Origin of the sequence: Microbacterium schleiferi, from assembly GCF_038150145.1 — a bacterium.
Lineage (GTDB): Bacteria > Actinomycetota > Actinomycetes > Actinomycetales > Microbacteriaceae > Microbacterium > Microbacterium schleiferi_B.
Genome location: NZ_JBBWSA010000004.1, coordinates 165747 through 181686, shown reverse-complemented (window position 1 = coordinate 181686; position 15940 = coordinate 165747). Strand labels below are relative to the sequence as shown.

The following is a 15940-nucleotide window of genomic DNA, read 5'->3' as shown; positions in this document are numbered from 1 at the left end:
GCCCGCGGCCCGTCGGTTCCTCCACAGCGCGGGTTTCGAACGCGTTCTCCCCACGGCGTCGGATGCGGCGATCGAGGCTACGCCTGCGTCGGGATGCTGGCCGCATGGGAATCCGCTACTACGCATATGCCTTCGACGCCGACCTCGCTCAGCAGGCGGTCGATGACCCGCACAGCATCCTCTCCAGTGACCCGCTTGCTGACGCATGGGGCCTGGAACCGCACGCGAGCGTGAGTGTCGCGACGTTCGAGCAGGTCTCGCCGAAGCGCGACATGCTCTACCTCGACAAGGCCTGGTCCGCCCTGCAGTCCCTCACGTGTCCGACGACCGATGTTCCCGACGCAGGCTCCTGCTACCGGATGTTCGAGGGGAGCGTAACGATGCACGGGCTCGGGTGGGACCCGTGGGTGAGGACGATCCTCCCGGCGGAGGTGCCGGCGATTCGGGACGACCTCTGTGCGATCGACGAGGACCAGGTGCGAACGTGGGCGCGCACCTGGCGCAGTCGGCACGGAGCCGACGATGACGACGAGCTCCGCTACCTCCTCGAGTACCTCACGCGGGCACAGGAGTTCGTCGAGGCGCTCGCGACAGACGGTCGCGGGATGGTCTACCTCATCGGGTGACTCAGTCCGAGCTATCCGCTGCCGCCGCGTCAACGGATGTCGGTGCGTTCCTTCAGAATGGACGCGTGCCCGCCGTCGCCCAGGTTCTCGAGCTCGCCCAGCTTGCGGAGCGCGATGCGGCGTGGAAGCTGCTTCGAGCCGACAGTGCACCCGTGGTCGCCGGTCTTCTCGGCACCCATCTGGGTGGAGACGAGCGCCGAGTCGACGCTGAGGAGCTGTACGAGCGGATCGATGCCGACCTCGAGCGGCTCCGTGCGCAGGGGCTGATCTTGCCGCTGACTGCGAAGGGGTACTGCGGGGAGTGGCGATCGGCCGGCTTCCTGGTGCGTCGGCCGTCATCGGAAGCGCGGGGTGAGACGCTCGAGCTTTCCCCGGATGCGATCGCCGGGATCCGCTTCTTGCAGGGGCGTGCCGCCCCGCGTTCGAGTGTGACCGAGTCTCGGCTTGCGAGCCTTGCGGCGCAAGTCCGTCGCCTCGCGATCGACACCGATCCTGATGCGTCAGCGCGCATCGCACTGCTCGAGGAAGAGATCGAGTCGATCGAGCGGCGGATCGAGAGCCTGCGTTCGGGTGACGAGACCGCGATCGACGAGGACCGGGCGCTCGAGCGCGTTCGCGATGTGTTGGCGCAGGCGGCGGACGTACCGGACGATTTCGCTCGGGTGCGTGCTGAGTTCGAGACGCTGAATGCGTCGCTGAGGGCGAAGATCGTCGAGTCCGATGTTTCTCAGGCGTCAGTCGTCGACGAAGTCTTTCGCGGAATCGACCACATCTCCGACTCGGATGCAGGCCGCAGTTTCGCTGCCTTCTCCCAGCTCGTGCTCGACCCTGCACTCGGTGCCGCGTTCGAGGCCGACATCCGCCGCATCCTCGACCGCGGATTCGCTCGTGATCTCACCTCGGATGAGCGCCGGGCACTGCGCGCCTTCCTCACAACGCTCAAGGGACGAAGCGCGGAGATTCACGACGTCATCACATTGTTCGCCCGGGCGCTCCGCCGCTACGTGCAGTCGCAGGACTACCAGCGCGACCGGGTATTGAGGACTCTTCTGCGGGAGGCTCAGCACGCGGGGGTGGAAGCCGCTGCGCATACGCGCCCGTGGTATCCGACGTCTCTCACGCTGGATCTCTCTGCTGTCGCGCTGTCGAGCGTTGGAGCGATCGATCTTCACGATCCTGCCGAATTCGCTGCCACCGAAGAGGTCGTCACGCAGCCGGCATCCCTCGCGAGTCTTGAGGAGTTGCGGGCGATCGCACGCGAGACCGAGATCGACTTCGACGAACTCACCCGGAATGTCAACGACCTGCTCGCCGAGGTGTCATCGTGCACCGTCGCAGATGTCCTTGCTCGATACCCCGCGACCCAAGGTGTGGGCAGCGTGATCGGACTTCTCTCGATCGCCGCCGAGCAGGGCACCGTCGACGATGAACCCGAGGTGCTCGCTTGGCAGGGCGCAGACGGAGTTCCGCGGGCGGCGATCGTCGCCGCGCACCGATTCACAGGAGCGGTGACATGACCGAACCGACCACAGCGGATGTCGCCCCCGACGAGCACACTGGCCTCTGGCGTGGCGACGCGGGCGAGCTTCCGGATCGTACGCGGCGGGTCTTGCTGCGTCTGGTGCGCGGCCCGTATCTTTCCGGAGCGCGCGAGGCGCAGCTGTGGGCGGTGCTGCTCACCGACGAGGCTGTCCTCCGCTCCCGGCTTGCCGACCTGTTCCTCGAACTGGTCATCGATCGGGACAACGAGTTCGCCTTCGTCCGCAACGCTCCGTCCGAAGATGCCCCGAAGGCGGTGCGGTCTGAGGCGTTGACGTTCCTCGACACCGCAATGCTGCTTGTCTTGCGCCAGACGCTGCTGAGTGAGGAGGGCCGCGGGCGCGTGATCGTGGGGCAGGCGGAGGTGTTCGAGCAGCTCGCCGTGTTCCGCACCCCGGACCGTGATGAGAAGGACTTCGCGAGCCGCGTCAACTCGTCGTGGAACAAGATGCAGAACAAGCTCCGCGTGCTGCACGCCGTTGGCGATGACCGTGCCGAGATCTCGCCGGTGCTACGACTGCTCGTCGATGCCGACCAGATCCGCGCGATCACATCTGAGTACCACCGGATCGCCCGAGAGGGCGGAGGAGAATCCGCTGCCCCGTCGACGGATGCCGAGGACGACACAGAATGACGATGCTGAGCTTCCCCACCGACGAGCCGCAAGTCGATCCGACCAGGCCCGGCCAGTGGCGACTCGCCCAGATCGAACTCGTCAACTGGGGTACGTTTGCGGGCCACGTCTCCGTGGACGTCGCGCGCGCCGGCCACCTGTTCACCGGCGCATCCGGATCGGGCAAGTCGTCGCTACTCGACGCGATCGCCGCCGTCCTCACCCCCGACAAGTGGCTGCGCCTCAACGCGGCGGCTCAGGACGGCGCATCCCGGCAGAGCGATCGCACGCTGATGAGCTATGTGCGTGGCGCCTGGAGCAAGGAAGCTGACGAGACTGCCGATCGGGCCACCACGACCTACCTGCGCTCGAAGGCAACCTGGAGCGGCATCCTGCTGCGCTACCAGAATCTCCGCGACGAACCAGTCGTCCTGCTGCGGGTATTCCACGCACCCGGCACGCGCACCGAACCGACCGCGTTGAAGGACGCACGGATCTTCGCCCGCGGTCACCTGGGGCTTCTCGAGGTGAAGCCCCACGTCGAGGGCGGAATCGACGCTCGCCGCATGTCGAAGGCCTTCCCCGACGCGCTGATCACCACCGGCGGGAGACACGGACGCTTTCATGAGCGCGTCGTCCGCCAGTTCGGCTTCCGCGGAGACGCGACACTTCAGCTTCTCCACAAGACACAATCAGCGAAGAACCTCGGCACCCTCGACGCCTTGTTCCGCGGGTTCATGCTCGACCAGCCGGGAACCTTCGCGCGAACCGCGACCGCAGTCGAGCAATTCACGGAGCTCGATGCTGCCCACAAGCACGTCGTCGACCTGCGGAAGCAGGCTGATGCGCTCCGAAAGGTCGATGAGGCGATCACCGCGTTCGATCTGGCCGGCGCCGAGGTGGCGGCGATCTCTGATCTACACGATGCAGTCGAACCCTTCACGGCGGGACTCAAGCTTCGGCTCGCGAAGGAGGCCGCGGGCCCCGCGCGCGCCAGGCTGGCACGCGCCGAGAGCGAGTTGAGCGACGCCGCGCGCGAGCAGCGGTTGGCATCCGAGGCGCTGGACAGCGCGAAGGCGCGTGTTCGGGACGAGGGCGGCGCGCGGGTCGAGCTTCTGCAGGAGCGGATCGAAAGTGCGCAGCGCGCCGAGGATATCGCCGGGCAGTATCGAGCCCAGCTGACCGCTGAGTTGGCGCGCATCGGTGCGCCGATGCCCGAGGATCCCGAGCAGTTCGCCGAGCTCCTTGCGGCGGCCGTCACCGAGGCTGCGCGCGATATCCCCGCGGTGTCGTATGAGGTGCGTGACGCCGCGAGCCAGGCGCGCAAGGCAGTGGACGAAGTCACGAAGCAGATTCAGGCGTTGAGAGATCACCGGAGCAACCTCGATGAGAGGCTTCTGAGCGCCCGGCGATTCCTCGCGGACGCTGTCGGCGTGCCGGCATCGACATTCCCCTTTGCGGGCGAGCTGATCTCGGTGGCCGAGCAGCACTCCGGCTGGCGCGGCGCGGCAGAGCGAGTGATGGCGCCGTTTGCGCCGACGCTCCTCGTGCGCGACGAACACCTTGTCGCCGCGCGGCGGGCAGCCGACTCGCGGACACTCGGCGTCCGGCTCGTCATCGAAGCGGTCCCGCACTCCGTCGACGAGCCGCGTCGCCCCAAGGATTCCCGCTCGCTCGTTCATCGCCTCGTGGTGAGCGACGGGCCCTTCGCGTCCTACGTCCGCAAGCGAATCGCCAACGAGTTCGACTACGCCTGCGTTTCACACCCCGACGAGCTCGACGGCGTCGACCGGGGCGTCACGATCGGGGGCCTCGTCAAGCGCAACTCACGCAGGTACGAGAAGGACGACCGTCACGATGTCGGCGATGCCACCCGGTGGATGCTCGGCGGCGACACTCAAGCGCGACTTGAAGCGCTGCTAAGCCGTCGCCGCGAAGCGGAACTCGCGAAGGACAAGACTGCTGCCCGCGAGTCGGATGCGGACTCGCTCCATCAGGACGCTGTCAGTCGGCGCGACGTCTTCAACCGCGTATCGATGTTCACGTGGAACCAAGTGGATCTCGCATCCGCGACGGCGGTCACCGCCGCCCGGCGCGACGAACTCCGGGTGCTCACCAGCGAGTCCGGGACTCTCCGTGAAGCACAGGAAGCCGCGGAGCGTGCAACCCAGCGGTTGAACGAAACGAACGAGGGTTACGAACGGGCGGTCGGAGATCACGCTGTCGCCGGCAAGAACGTAGAAAGCATCGCGGCGCATATCGCCGGACTCGAGGCAACACCGCATGCACCGGTCGACGAGCGGATCACCGACGCCCTCGAAGGCCGGTTCCGAGCCGAGCGACGCTCGGTGATCCTGGAAACGGTGGACGAAGTCGCGCGAAAGGTGCAGTCGGCACTCTCGAAGGAGAAGGACGCCGCGGCCGGCCGCGCGGCGGATGCTGAGGCCAGCTTCGCCGGGCGCGCCGCCGAGTTCCGGCTCGAGTGGTCCGCTGCATCCGCTGAGCTGACTGCTGACATCCGCGACCGCTACGGCTACCGGGAACTGCGGGAGGGCATCCTCGCGCGCGGCCTGCCCGAGAAGGAGACCGAGTTCCGCAAGCTGCTGCGGGAACGATCGCAGGACGTCGTCGCACACTTGCTCAGCGATCTCCGCGACGCCCCGGGTCTCATCCGCGAGCGAATCCTCCCCGTCAACGCATCCCTGGGGCGGTCCCCGTTCGAGGGAGCGGACCGCTTTCTCGAGATCGATGTGAAGACGACGCGGACCCCGGAGGTTGACGAGTTCCTCACCGACCTCCGCCGCATCGTCGAAGGCAACTGGGCCGACGAGTCGGCCGCCGGTGCCGAGCAACGATTCGCCGTGCTGCAGCGCGTAATCGGTCGGCTTGGATCCAAGGACCGCGTCGACATGGACTGGCGCAACCGAGTGCTCGACACGAGGCTGCATGTGAGCTTCCTCGCGCGGGAGAAGGACGTCACCGGCCGCGTTGTGCGGGTGTATGACTCGGCCGAGGGGCTGTCGGGCGGCCAGAGGCAGAAGCTTGTCATCTTCTGCCTCGCCGCAGCGCTGCGGTACCAGCTGACTGAAGAAGAGGACGACGTTCCGCGGTTCGGGTCGATCGTGCTCGATGAGGCGTTCGACAAGGCTGACAGCCGATACACGCGCAACGCGATGGAGGTGTTCCGCGAATTCGGATTCCACATGATCCTCGCGACACCGCAGAAGCTGCTGCAGACGCTCGAGCCGTACGTGGGCGCGATCACGTCGGTGTCGAACCCCGACCGCGACGCGTCACGGCTGGCGAACGTGGTGTTCTCGGTCGATGAGACTGAGGTCGCCGTCCCGCCGCACGCGGAGTCGCGCGCGTGAGCACGCTTGTCACACCGTCTGACCTGCGCGCGCGGGCGAAGAAACTCTTCGAGCGCGATGCACGCACTTGGGCCGCCGAGCAGCAGACCGATGTCGCGCTCGACGTTCCGCTACGCCCGCCAACGGAGCGGGAGGCGCTGGACGATCTCGATCGGGTTCGACAGTGGGTCGACGCATGGCGCGGTGTGAGCGAGGATTCGGGTATTGAGCTCGAGTGGGTCGTCCGTCATTGGTCACGCATTGGGTCGCAGGAAGTCCCCATTCGCGCGGTGCTGCGCGGTTCGGATTCGATCGCTCGAGCGGCGGGCGAGGCGGATGGTTGGCGACGTCTGGTGGCGCGACTCGACGAGTTGAGGGGCCTGGCCGGGTCCGACGCCGGCGGCGTGCTTCGCGCCCATGCCCGCGCGATCGGCGATCTCGATGGCGCCGACTTCGACAGGCTCGTCCATGTGCTGGCCTGGTTGCGCGAGAACCCGGAATCGGGCCGCCTGGTGCGGGAACTGCCGATCCGCGGCATCCACACCAAGTGGATCGAATCTCGCCGCGGACTCGTGGAGGCGTTGCATCGGGCGGGAACCGGTGCGCCCGGACTGGGCCTTCGCGAGCCGTCACCGCTCATACGGATCCGTGCTCTCGATCCGTCGCTCTCATTCCAGGGGCTCTCCGATGTGTCGGCGCCCGTCGACGACCTTGCGGCAAGCACGATCCGACCCGAGCGTGTGTTCGTGTTCGAGAACCTCGCCACCCTGCTCGCGATGCCGGATGTGCCCCGAGCTATAGCAGTGCACGGTGGCGGTCACCGCGTCGATCTCGTCGCCCGCCTCCCGTGGGCGCAGACGGTCACCTACTGGGGTGATCTCGATTCGCACGGATTCGCCATTCTCAACCGACTTCGAGCCAGGGGAGTGGACGCAACGTCGGCATTGATGGATATGGATACTCTGTTCGACCACCGTGATCTGTGGGGGATCGATCCGGATCCGAATGTCGGCGTGTTCGAGCTGCTCACGCCTGATGAGCGCGCGGCTCTCCAGTCGCTGAGCGCGGAGGGCAACATACGCCTCGAGCAGGAGCGCATTCCGTGGAGCTACGCGCTCGCACGGCTCGGGGTGTCCTGACGAGGCATCTGATCGTTGCTCCAGCGCGCTCCTATTGACTTGTCGGTGACGCGTGGTACCTTAATCGCAACAAACGCAACCACCTGCGTTTACGTGTATTGAGGTGATTTCCGTGTCTCGCGCTGCAGTTGTTGAAGAGACGTACCTTCCCAGCAGGGGAGTCGAGCTTGCCCCTGTGCTGGACTTCCTCACCGCCCATGAGGCCGCCGGTCGGGCTCTTCCCGAGCCGAGGTACTTTCTTGCGGGGGCGCGTCCAGGTGACCAGGTGGAGCTTCCGGAAGAGGTCTACCTCGCTCTCCGCAAGATCGTGGACGCGATGCAGAGCGGGCTTGCCGTGTCAGTTGTACCCCAGACAACACGGCTCACCACCCAGCAGGCAGCGGATCTCCTGAACGTGAGCCGCCCGACCATTGTGAAGCTCCTCGACGAGGGCGAGATCCCGTTCGAGAAGGCGGGAACGCACCGCCGCGTTCTCCTCGCGGATCTCCTCGAATACCGAGAGCGCCGCCGTGAGCGTCAGTACGACATGCTCGCCGCCACGCGCGACTCCGTCGGCGAAGACAACATCGAGCAGACGCTCGAGGACCTGAAAGCGGCGAGGAAGGCAGTGGCAGCGAGGCGGGCTGCCCGACTCTGACTTCGCAGGCTGAGAGGATGGGGTCGTGTTCACGGCGACCCTCGACACCAGCGTGCTGTGGCCGAGCCTGCAGCGTGACTTCCTCCTTTCCCTCGCGGTCGAGGGCGCGTATCGACCGACCTGGAGTTCGGCGATCCTCGACGAGCTCGAGTTCCACGAGGAGGCCAAGCTCGTGAAGCGGGGGATACCCATAGCGGAGGCGGCCAGCCGCGCAGCGACCCTCATCGCTGCGATGCGGCGAGAGTTCGCCGACGCGGAGGTCGAAGGCTGGGAGCCGCTGGAAGGTACGTTCGGGCTTCCCGATCCGGATGACGAGCATGTGGTCGCTGCGGCCGTCATCGCGGGAGCCGGAGCGATCGTCACCGAGAACCTGAAGGACTTCCCTGCAGGCAAGATTCCGCCGGGCATTCAGGTGCTCAGCGCCAGGGAGTTCGCGAAGAACACTGTCGCGCTCAACCCAAGGCATGCACTCGCTGCGGTGCAGGAGATCGCGAGTCGTTCTGGCCGCTACAGTACAGCGCTCACCGTCGAGGAGATTCTCGACATCTTGCGAGATCGATACGGCATGATCGAAGCCGTCGAGATGATGGTCGAAGCCACGTCCGCGTAGTCTCCAGATCGCGTGACTGAAGGGCGAGTGCAGCCACCTGATTTCGCGCCGAACACTCGCCACGTTTCTGCCACGAATCGAACCCGGCCGACCTGATCCAGGAGTACGTCGGCGACGTCAGAATCCGCGGAATCATGCGGTTTGAGTTGGGCTCGATTGTCATTGGCGTGATTTCAAATCCCTCCGTCTCCGCCACTTTTCCTGAACGTAGCTGAGCTGATCTCTTCTCGAAGCGGCATGCGGGCACGATGGAGCATGTGACACATCATCCTCGAGCCGACGAGTGGATTGAGCGGCTGGGACTGCGCGTGCTCGAGGGTGAATCGGGGTGGTGGGCTCCCGCCTTCCGTTCGGATGTGGAAGTCCGAACTGCCGACGGCGCGGCGTCTCCAGCCGCGAACGCAATCTATTACCTGCTCGACCCTCGTCGCCCCATCAACGCGTGGCATTGGCTTGCTGTCGATGACACCCACGTCATCGTCGACGGTGGTCCGGTCGAGTACGTGGTTGTGGATAGCGACGGTGCGGTGACCAGGTCGGTGGTGTCTCGGGAGACGCGGCCGATGATCACTGTCCCGGCCGGATCCTACAAAGCACTTCGACTCGTCGACTCCGCGGGCTTTGCGTTGATCTGTTCAGTTGTCACGCCGGCCTGGACTCCCGAAAGGGTCCGAATCGAACCGCCGGCGCAAATCATGCGGCCCTCATGGCTCGACGACCTCACGATGTCTGAGCTGACGACCGGGAACGTGAGTGCTCCGGGGCGTCCTGACCGGCCGCTGACCTGATCAGGGGTACAAGCCTTCGGCCCGGCGAACTTCAGTCACGTCGCGACATCATCGGCTGTCCGACTCATCAATGCCTCCTCGAGCCGATCGACGAGCAGGATGAAGGCGTCAGCGCCACGCTGCTCTTCGGTGCGTTTGTTGCGTGTTCCTCCGGGGAGGAAGCTGCGCATGTCCTCGGCGTGCAGCTCGGCCGTTATCCGTCCGAGCGCGTGCACGAGCGCCGCGCCGCTATCGCCTGCCAGTTTGCCTCCAAAGCTGGTCATGCCGGCGGACTCTTCGGAGTTCTCCATCAGGGCCGTGATCGCTTCGAGAAGCAGTTCGGCGGGTTCGTCTTCCACAAGGACATCAGTGATCGTCATGACGGCACGCTATGTCGTGCATCCGACAGCGATAGAGTTCTTCAGTTTCTGAACACGTTCAGAAAAGCGCTATCGTCGATGTATGGACACCGAGAGGCGGCAGGTCGCCGTGATCGCCGGCGGCAGCGGCTTCGTCGGACGAGCCGTTGTTCAGGCGCTCGCCGAAGACGGCTACGCGGTCCGTCAGATCGGGCGAACTGCGCCGGTCCAGTGGCACGATGCCGCGGCCCTGGCGCGCGCGGTCGACGGTGCAGACGTGGTCATCAACCTCGCGGGTAAGTCCGTGAACTGTCGCTACACGGACCGCAATCGCGCCGGCATCCTGAACTCGCGGGTCGAGACGACGCGAGCGCTGCGCGAGGCCATTGCGACGGCGGAGCGACCGCCGCGGGTCTGGATGAATGCCTCCACGGCGACGATCTACCGTCACTCCACCGATCGACCAAACGCCGAGTCGGACGGTGAGATCGGCTCGGGGTTCTCGGTAGATGTCGCAACGTCGTGGGAGCGCGAGCTCTTCGCCGGCTCGCTTCCCGACACACGCCGGGTTGCGCTGCGGATGGCGATCGTCATCGGCGACGGTCCGGCGACCCGGATGCTGCTGAACCTCGCCCGGTGGGGGCTGGGCGGCACGCAGTTCGACGGATGGTGCCCCCCGCACCACCGCTACCGCGGCATCGGTGACCAACCGACCGGCCCGGCGCGGGCGCCCTGGTACCGCACTCGCGGACGCCAGAGATTCAGTTGGGTGCACATCGACGATGTCGTTGCGGCCGTGCGCTTCATCCGTGACGACCCGCGCATGTCGGGTCCCGTGAACGTCGCCTCGCCCCATCCGAGCGACAATCGCACCCTCATGCGAACGCTGCGCAGCGTGGTCGGTGCGCCGGTCGGGCTGCCCGCCCAGCGCTGGATGCTGGAAGCCGCGATGTGGGTGCTGCGCACCGAGCCCGAGCTGGTCCTGAAGAGTCGGTGGGTCGTGCCGCAGGCCCTGAGCGATGCCGGCTTCACATTCGGGCACACCGACCTGCGAGCAGCGCTCGTCGACGCGAAGGAGGCGATCGATGCCAGCTGAGGTTCGACACACGAAGGGTGAGCGCACCCGTGAGCGCATCCGCTCCGCGGCGCTGCGATCATTTCGCGAGAACGGGTACGACGCGACGACGATCCGGGGGCTGGCCGACGAGCTGGGGATGTCGGCGGGGGCGACGAACTACCACTTCGCGTCGAAGAATCACCTCATCCAGGAGCTGTACCTCGACGTGCAGGAGCGGCACCGGGCCGCGGCTCAGCCGCTCCTCGGCGACGCAACCGACCTCATCGAGCGGCTGCGGATCGTGTTCGAGACCGGACTCGATCAGCTCGAGCCGTACCGTGCCCACGCGGGAGAGTTCCTCTCGGCTGCGGTGTCGCCCCGGTCGCCGATCAACCCACTATCGGTCGAATCGGCCCCGGCCTTCGCAATCGTCGAGGGGTTGTTCGCGGAGGCGATCGACGGCGCGGCACCGACGCGGCTCACCGACGACGTGCGGGAGCGGATGCCGGATGCGCTCGTTCTCGCGCACCTTCTGCTCGCGCTGTTCTGGGTCTACGACACCTCAGAGGGCCGCCAGCGCACGAGGCTCCTGCTGGATCGAGCGTTGAGGCTGCTCTCGGCGGTGCTGCCGCTGGCCCGTCTTCCGCTCGTTCGCGGGGCGGTAGCGGAGGTGCTCGCCCTGGTCGGCAGCATCCGCGCCTGAGGGCCGCCCGTCGGCGGTGCGAGCTATCGTGGGAGCGGCCACGAGCAGGAAGAGCGCGCAATGACTGACTTCGCCCGGCGCATGAACGCCATCACGATCGAGCAGCTTCGTGCCACCGGCGCGACGAAGTGGTCGGCAACGGATGGCTCGATCGGGGCCTTCGTAGCCGAGATGGATTTCGGTGTCGACCCGGCCATTACCGCCGCCCTTCATGCGGCGGTCGATGATGGCGCCTTCGGGTACATGCCGCAGCGCATCGCCGCTGATCTGTCGGATGCGACGGCGGGCTTCCTCGAGCGCCGCTACGGCTGGAATGTTCCGGCAAGCGACGTGTGGGGCATCCCAGATGTGATCATGGGCCTCGAACTCGCGATGGAACATTGCTCGGAGCCGGGGTCGAAGATCATCGTCCCCACCCCGTCATACATGCCGTTCCTCATGGTGCCTCCGATGCGCGGTCGCGAGGTCATCGAGATGCCTCTCGCGATTCGCGACGGACGCTACGAATTCGACCTCGACGCGCTGCAGCGGGCGTTCGACGAGGGAGGCAACCTGCTGCTCCTGTGCAACCCGTACAACCCGGTGGGTCGCGTGTTCGCGAGAGACGAACTGATCGGGATCGCCGAGGTCGTCGACCGAAACGGCGGGCGCGTCTTCTCAGACGAGATCTGGGCGCCGCTCGTCTTCTCGGGAGCCACCCACATCCCGTACGCGACAGTGACCCCCGCCGCTGCCGAGCACACCATCACTGCCATGAGCGCCTCGAAAGCCTGGAATCTCCCCGGTCTGAAGTGCGCGGAACTCGTGCTCACGAGCGACCGTGACCGCGAGACGTGGGAGCGCATCGGGCGGTTCTCGGGGCACGGCACGAGCAACCTCGGCGCGATCGCCAACGCCGTCGCTTTCCGCAGCGGGGATGCGTGGCTTGCCGACCTCGTGCCCTACCTCGAGGGCAATCGTGATCGGCTGCTCTCGCTCCTTGCCGAGCATCTTCCGGGGGCATGGATGCCGAAACCGGAAGGCACGTACGTCGGGTGGATCGACTTCCGCGGCGCCGGAATCGACGACCTGCCCGCGGAGTACTTCGCGCGGGAAGCCTCCGTCACTCTCACTGAGGGGACGATGTGCGGCCAAGCCGGGGCAGGGTTCGCGCGCCTCATCTTCGCGACCCCCACGCCCGTGCTCGATGAGATCGTTCGCAGGCTCGCCGCAGCGACGCCAGCGCGCTAGACCGGCTCGGGAGTGACCGCTCCGAGACCCCGATGCTGATCCCGGAGGTACGCCGCATAGCCGCCGGGAGTACGTCCGACGAACCGCCCAGAGGTGATGACCTCGGCCCCGTCGCTGGCGACGACGTGCGCTCCCGCCGCGCGGCAGCGATCGACCAGCATCACGTCTTCGTGCTCCGAGGCATCGCTGAAGCCTCCGGCCGCACGATAGACATCGGCCCGCACACCGAGGTTCGCCCCGTGCACGTGCCGATTCGGACGGCCCGGCTCATGTGTGTCGAGCCACAGCTGCCGGTGCTGCGGGGTGAGGTCGGCGAAGTCCGGCCGCACGGTGCCGATGACCAGGTCGGCACCCTCGCGGGCAAGGTCAAGCTGAAGGGTGAGCCAGTTCGGTGGCACGACCGAGTCCGCGTCGGTGTTGGCGATCCAGGTGTGCCGGTCGATGGCGGGCGCCAGGCTTGTGAGCGCGGCGGTGACCCCGACCGAGCGGGCGGCGCCAACGGAGCCCGCTCCGATCTCGATGACGGCGAACGGATGCCGCCGCGCGACCGCTACCGACCTGTCGGTGCTGGCATCGATCACGACGACGACCGCGCACGGCACGCGGACCCGCGCGACGGCGGCTTCCAGCGCGTGCAGACACCGGGACAGAAGCTGTTCTTCGTTGTGGACCGGGATTACGACGGCAAGTGCGCGGATGCTGGAGCCGATCACGCCAGACCCTCCCGCGCGGCCACCGACTCGACATCCGCGCCGCCGAAGACCTCGAGTACGAAGTCGTCCTCTTCGTGGAGCACGATCCTGCGCCATCCGGGCACCCGTCGCAGCGTGTGGTGCACACGATCGCCGGTGGACGGGTATTCCGCGACCGGATGCCGCCAGTGGCACGCGACGACGATGCCGTCCGCGGTGAGCGCAGCGTCGATTCGACGGATGAGCGTATCCAGATCGGCCGCGTCGAAGTAGTAGCCGACTTCGGAGAGCACGACGGTGTCGAACTCTCCCTCCGGCCACTCTGTCGGCACATGCGCGCGCGAGATCGTCACGTGATCCGCGCCGGCCAACCGGCGGCTCGCGCGATCGACCGCGCGGGCTGACGCGTCAACGGCGATGACCCGGTCGGAGCGAGCCGCAAGCGACGCGGTCAACAGACCCGTGGCGCATCCGATCTCAAGAACACTGCCGAGGTTCGGGGCCGGCAGCGCTGCAAGCAGGACTGCGCGCTTTCGCTCCTCGTACCACCGTGCCTCGAAACCCCACGGGTCGTCGTGACGCGCGTAGAAGTCCTCGAAGAACCCCGACCGGAGAGTTGCCCGGTCACCGGGGTCCTCGGCGAGGAAGACCTCTCGGTCGCGGGTGAAGTGAGCGTGGAATCTCGGCGGCACGATTGCCTCGTCGCCCGGCTCGTTCGAGAGGGCCTTCACCTGAGACGTGTGAGCTCGCAGGGCAGCACCCTTACGTGTCAGTTCGTCCTCGGTCAGCTGCACCGCGAGCGCCAGAGACCAGGGAACATCCTCGGGAGTGCCCCAATGCCACATCCAGATCGGATACCCGAGCTGACGCACACCGCGAACTGACGCGACGTTGCGCACGGCACCGGCAGCTTCCCGGTGATCGCGGTGTCCGTCTCCCGACCAGGGGGCGACGACCAGCGTCTGGGCCGGCGCGGCATCCGTCGCATCCAGCGCCGCCGCGACGGCATCCTCGACGACGCTCGCGTGCGTGCCCACCTCGCCATCGGGGATCGACAGGAACTGCACGCGTGCTCCAGGAGCCAGAAGCGATAGCGCTTCGATGACCTCGAGACGCCGCTTTGCGCGGAGGGAATCGGGGGAGTGCGTTCTCGATCCCGGGTGAGAGCCCTCACCGTCGGTGGCGACGATGACACTCACCCGGCCTCCCTGGCCTGCAACGCGGGATATCAGTCCGCCGGCACCGAGCGTCTCGTCGTCGGGGTGGGCGGCGACAACGACGAGCTCGTCGGGGAGGGACTCCAGCGGCGGCGCGGAGATCAGGCGAGTATCGGCGAGCCACCGTTCCTCGGCGGTGCCATCGTCGAGGTGACTGAAGGTCACCACGCGGCACGCTGCCGAGCTGCTTCGCGACCGATCCGCGCCACATCGCGGAGCCCGTGATGCTGCTGGATGTAGAGGTGAAGGTCGGCGCTTGACCGGGCGAACTGCTCGTCACGGGTGAGGGGGCTCGGACCGAGAGCCTCGGCGGATTCGGTGAGGGTGAGAGCGGCGGCATCGACCACGACGGCGCGCACGCGTTCACTCAACAGTCGCTCGCCCACTCGGGTCGAGCGGCCATCGTCCAGGAGCTCGGCTGCTTCGGTGAGCACGGCGCGGGCCGACCAGAGGGACGCATCGACGCGGCCGAGATGGACGAGTGCGAGCTGGTCGGCATCCGCCGATTGTGCGGGAGTCAGGAGCCGTCGGGCGATGCCGGACGCCGCCCCCCACCAGCACGCCGCTACGGACATCCCGCCCCAGGCGAAGCCCGGGCGCTCCAGATACCAGCCCGGTGGTCCGATGGGGACAGTCGGAGCATCGTCGAAGTCGACGGGTGCGCTCACGACCTGAGTCAGCCCGCGCGCCACCCACGGCCCGTCGTGGGCTCGAACACCATCCGCGCGAAGGTCGACCGCGAACAGTGCGCGTCGCCCGTCGTCGAGGGATGCCGTCACGAGCGCGCGGGACAGGTGTGACGCGAGCGAGCACCACGGCTTAGAGCCCCGCAGGGTCCACCGTGCCCCTGACTCCTCGGCGCGGAGGCGATGATCGGGGCTCTCGGCCGCGAACACTCCCCACGTGTCCTCGGGTCGGACCAGATCTGACCTGTCGGCCTGATTCAGGATGGTCAGTGCGTCCAGGTGCGGCTCCAGAATGCGCGCCGCGCCCACGTCTATCGCAGCGGTGGCAGCAAGAAGCTCCCACAGCTCTGCCGTCCGCCCCTCGCCGACGCGCGGCGCCCACTCCCCGACGTCCACGCACCAGTCGAGAGTCGCGTCGAGGTCCATGCCGAACCCACTGATCTCGGCCGCCGACGCGAGAGCACGACCAACCTGCGCGGTCGTTGCGCTCGGGTGCGGACTGAGAGTCACGTGCCGGACGTCACCCGAGCGCGCGACCGGGTGAGTCGCGATGTCCGAATCGATGATGATGGTCAACCTCCAGCGGGGAGCCTAGACGGGATGCCTGCCCGGCGAACGAGGCTTGACATCGGATGACGCGAACGGAATGTGTTCCGACGAATGCGGTCGGCGACTTCGCGAAGCTCGCGAATGCGACACAGCGACGGGGCCCGTC

General features: G+C 66.9%; 15 protein-coding genes. 11 read left to right on the top strand and 4 right to left on the bottom strand.

The window, feature by feature from the left end:
* Nucleotides 1–104 precede the first annotated feature (104 nt).
* The 8 genes from AADH62_RS05965 to AADH62_RS05930 all read left to right on the top strand — a co-directional run bounded on the left by AADH62_RS05965 (nucleotide 105) and on the right by AADH62_RS05930 (nucleotide 9302).
* Complete coding sequence (locus AADH62_RS05965; protein WP_292725986.1) at nucleotides 105–626, top strand: DUF1877 family protein; 522 nt, start codon at nucleotides 105–107, stop codon at nucleotides 624–626.
* A 65-nt stretch (nucleotides 627–691) separates the two neighbouring features.
* The gene (locus AADH62_RS05960) at nucleotides 692–2143 is read left to right on the top strand and encodes a DUF3375 domain-containing protein (RefSeq protein ID WP_228178417.1); all 1452 of its coding nucleotides are present in this window, start codon (nucleotides 692–694) and stop codon (nucleotides 2141–2143) included.
* The gene (locus AADH62_RS05955) at nucleotides 2140–2799 is read left to right on the top strand and encodes a DUF4194 domain-containing protein (RefSeq protein WP_228178418.1); all 660 of its coding nucleotides are present in this window, start codon (nucleotides 2140–2142) and stop codon (nucleotides 2797–2799) included. Before AADH62_RS05960 ends, AADH62_RS05955 begins: the two co-directional genes overlap by 4 nt.
* On the top strand, nucleotides 2796–6149 hold the full coding sequence (locus tag AADH62_RS05950; RefSeq protein WP_228178419.1) for an ATP-binding protein: 3354 nt from the start codon (nucleotides 2796–2798) through the stop codon (nucleotides 6147–6149). The genes AADH62_RS05955 and AADH62_RS05950 overlap by 4 nt, the downstream gene beginning before the upstream one ends.
* Nucleotides 6146–7267: a DUF3322 domain-containing protein gene (locus tag AADH62_RS05945; RefSeq protein WP_228178420.1), complete on the top strand. Its 1122-nt coding sequence runs from the start codon at nucleotides 6146–6148 to the stop codon at nucleotides 7265–7267. Before AADH62_RS05950 ends, AADH62_RS05945 begins: the two co-directional genes overlap by 4 nt.
* 112 nt (nucleotides 7268–7379) lie before the next feature.
* A complete protein-coding gene (locus tag AADH62_RS05940) occupies nucleotides 7380–7904 on the top strand; it encodes a helix-turn-helix domain-containing protein (protein WP_228178421.1) in 525 nt (174 codons plus the stop codon).
* 25 nt (nucleotides 7905–7929) lie between these two features.
* The gene (locus AADH62_RS05935) at nucleotides 7930–8514 is read left to right on the top strand and encodes a PIN domain-containing protein (protein ID WP_228178422.1); all 585 of its coding nucleotides are present in this window, start codon (nucleotides 7930–7932) and stop codon (nucleotides 8512–8514) included.
* Nucleotides 8515–8771: 257 nt separating this feature from the next.
* On the top strand, nucleotides 8772–9302 hold the full coding sequence (locus AADH62_RS05930; protein WP_228178423.1) for a cupin domain-containing protein: 531 nt from the start codon (nucleotides 8772–8774) through the stop codon (nucleotides 9300–9302).
* Between the two features lie 35 nt (nucleotides 9303–9337).
* On the opposite strand, the gene AADH62_RS05925 is transcribed toward AADH62_RS05930, so the two are convergent.
* On the bottom strand, nucleotides 9338–9661 hold the full coding sequence (locus AADH62_RS05925) for a DUF222 domain-containing protein (RefSeq protein ID WP_228178424.1): 324 nt from the start codon (nucleotides 9659–9661) through the stop codon (nucleotides 9338–9340).
* Nucleotides 9662–9743: 82 nt separating this feature from the next.
* Here AADH62_RS05925 and AADH62_RS05920 point away from each other — a divergent pair, with 82 nt between their 5' ends.
* From AADH62_RS05920 to AADH62_RS05910, 3 genes are read left to right on the top strand one after another with little or no spacing between them, the layout of a single operon-like run.
* Entirely contained in the window at nucleotides 9744–10736 is a 993-nt protein-coding gene (locus tag AADH62_RS05920; RefSeq protein WP_228178425.1) for an epimerase, read from the top strand.
* Complete coding sequence (locus tag AADH62_RS05915) at nucleotides 10726–11400, top strand: TetR/AcrR family transcriptional regulator (protein WP_341578687.1); 675 nt, start codon at nucleotides 10726–10728, stop codon at nucleotides 11398–11400. Before AADH62_RS05920 ends, AADH62_RS05915 begins: the two co-directional genes overlap by 11 nt.
* 60 nt (nucleotides 11401–11460) lie before the next feature.
* Nucleotides 11461–12630 (top strand): MalY/PatB family protein, encoded by a 1170-nt coding sequence (locus tag AADH62_RS05910; RefSeq protein WP_341578686.1) that lies wholly within the window; start codon nucleotides 11461–11463, stop codon nucleotides 12628–12630.
* Here AADH62_RS05910 and AADH62_RS05905 read toward each other — a convergent pair.
* From AADH62_RS05905 to AADH62_RS05895, 3 genes are read right to left on the bottom strand one after another with little or no spacing between them, the layout of a single operon-like run.
* Nucleotides 12627–13343 (bottom strand): glycosyltransferase, encoded by a 717-nt coding sequence (locus AADH62_RS05905; protein WP_341578685.1) that lies wholly within the window; start codon nucleotides 13341–13343, stop codon nucleotides 12627–12629. The genes AADH62_RS05910 and AADH62_RS05905 overlap by 4 nt on opposite strands.
* Nucleotides 13340–14704: a bifunctional PIG-L family deacetylase/class I SAM-dependent methyltransferase gene (locus tag AADH62_RS05900; RefSeq protein WP_341578684.1), complete on the bottom strand. Its 1365-nt coding sequence runs from the start codon at nucleotides 14702–14704 to the stop codon at nucleotides 13340–13342. Before AADH62_RS05900 ends, AADH62_RS05905 begins: the two co-directional genes overlap by 4 nt.
* Nucleotides 14701–15735: an acyl-CoA dehydrogenase gene (locus tag AADH62_RS05895; RefSeq protein WP_341578683.1), complete on the bottom strand. Its 1035-nt coding sequence runs from the start codon at nucleotides 15733–15735 to the stop codon at nucleotides 14701–14703. The genes AADH62_RS05900 and AADH62_RS05895 overlap by 4 nt, the downstream gene beginning before the upstream one ends.
* Nucleotides 15736–15940 lie beyond the last annotated feature (205 nt).

What these genes read in the sequence shown, in the direction of transcription:
- AADH62_RS05965 (WP_292725986.1), top strand. Translation starts at nt 105, where the DNA reads ATGGGAATCCGCTACTACGCATATGCCTTCGACGCCGACCTCGCTCAG.
- AADH62_RS05955 (WP_228178418.1), top strand. Translation starts at nt 2,140, where the DNA reads ATGACCGAACCGACCACAGCGGATGTCGCCCCCGACGAGCACACTGGC.
- AADH62_RS05950 (WP_228178419.1), top strand. Translation starts at nt 2,796, where the DNA reads ATGACGATGCTGAGCTTCCCCACCGACGAGCCGCAAGTCGATCCGACC.
- AADH62_RS05925 (WP_228178424.1), bottom strand. Translation starts at nt 9,661, where the DNA reads ATGACGATCACTGATGTCCTTGTGGAAGACGAACCCGCCGAACTGCTT.
- AADH62_RS05920 (WP_228178425.1), top strand. Translation starts at nt 9,744, where the DNA reads ATGGACACCGAGAGGCGGCAGGTCGCCGTGATCGCCGGCGGCAGCGGC.
- AADH62_RS05915 (WP_341578687.1), top strand. Translation starts at nt 10,726, where the DNA reads ATGCCAGCTGAGGTTCGACACACGAAGGGTGAGCGCACCCGTGAGCGC.
- AADH62_RS05910 (WP_341578686.1), top strand. Translation starts at nt 11,461, where the DNA reads ATGACTGACTTCGCCCGGCGCATGAACGCCATCACGATCGAGCAGCTT.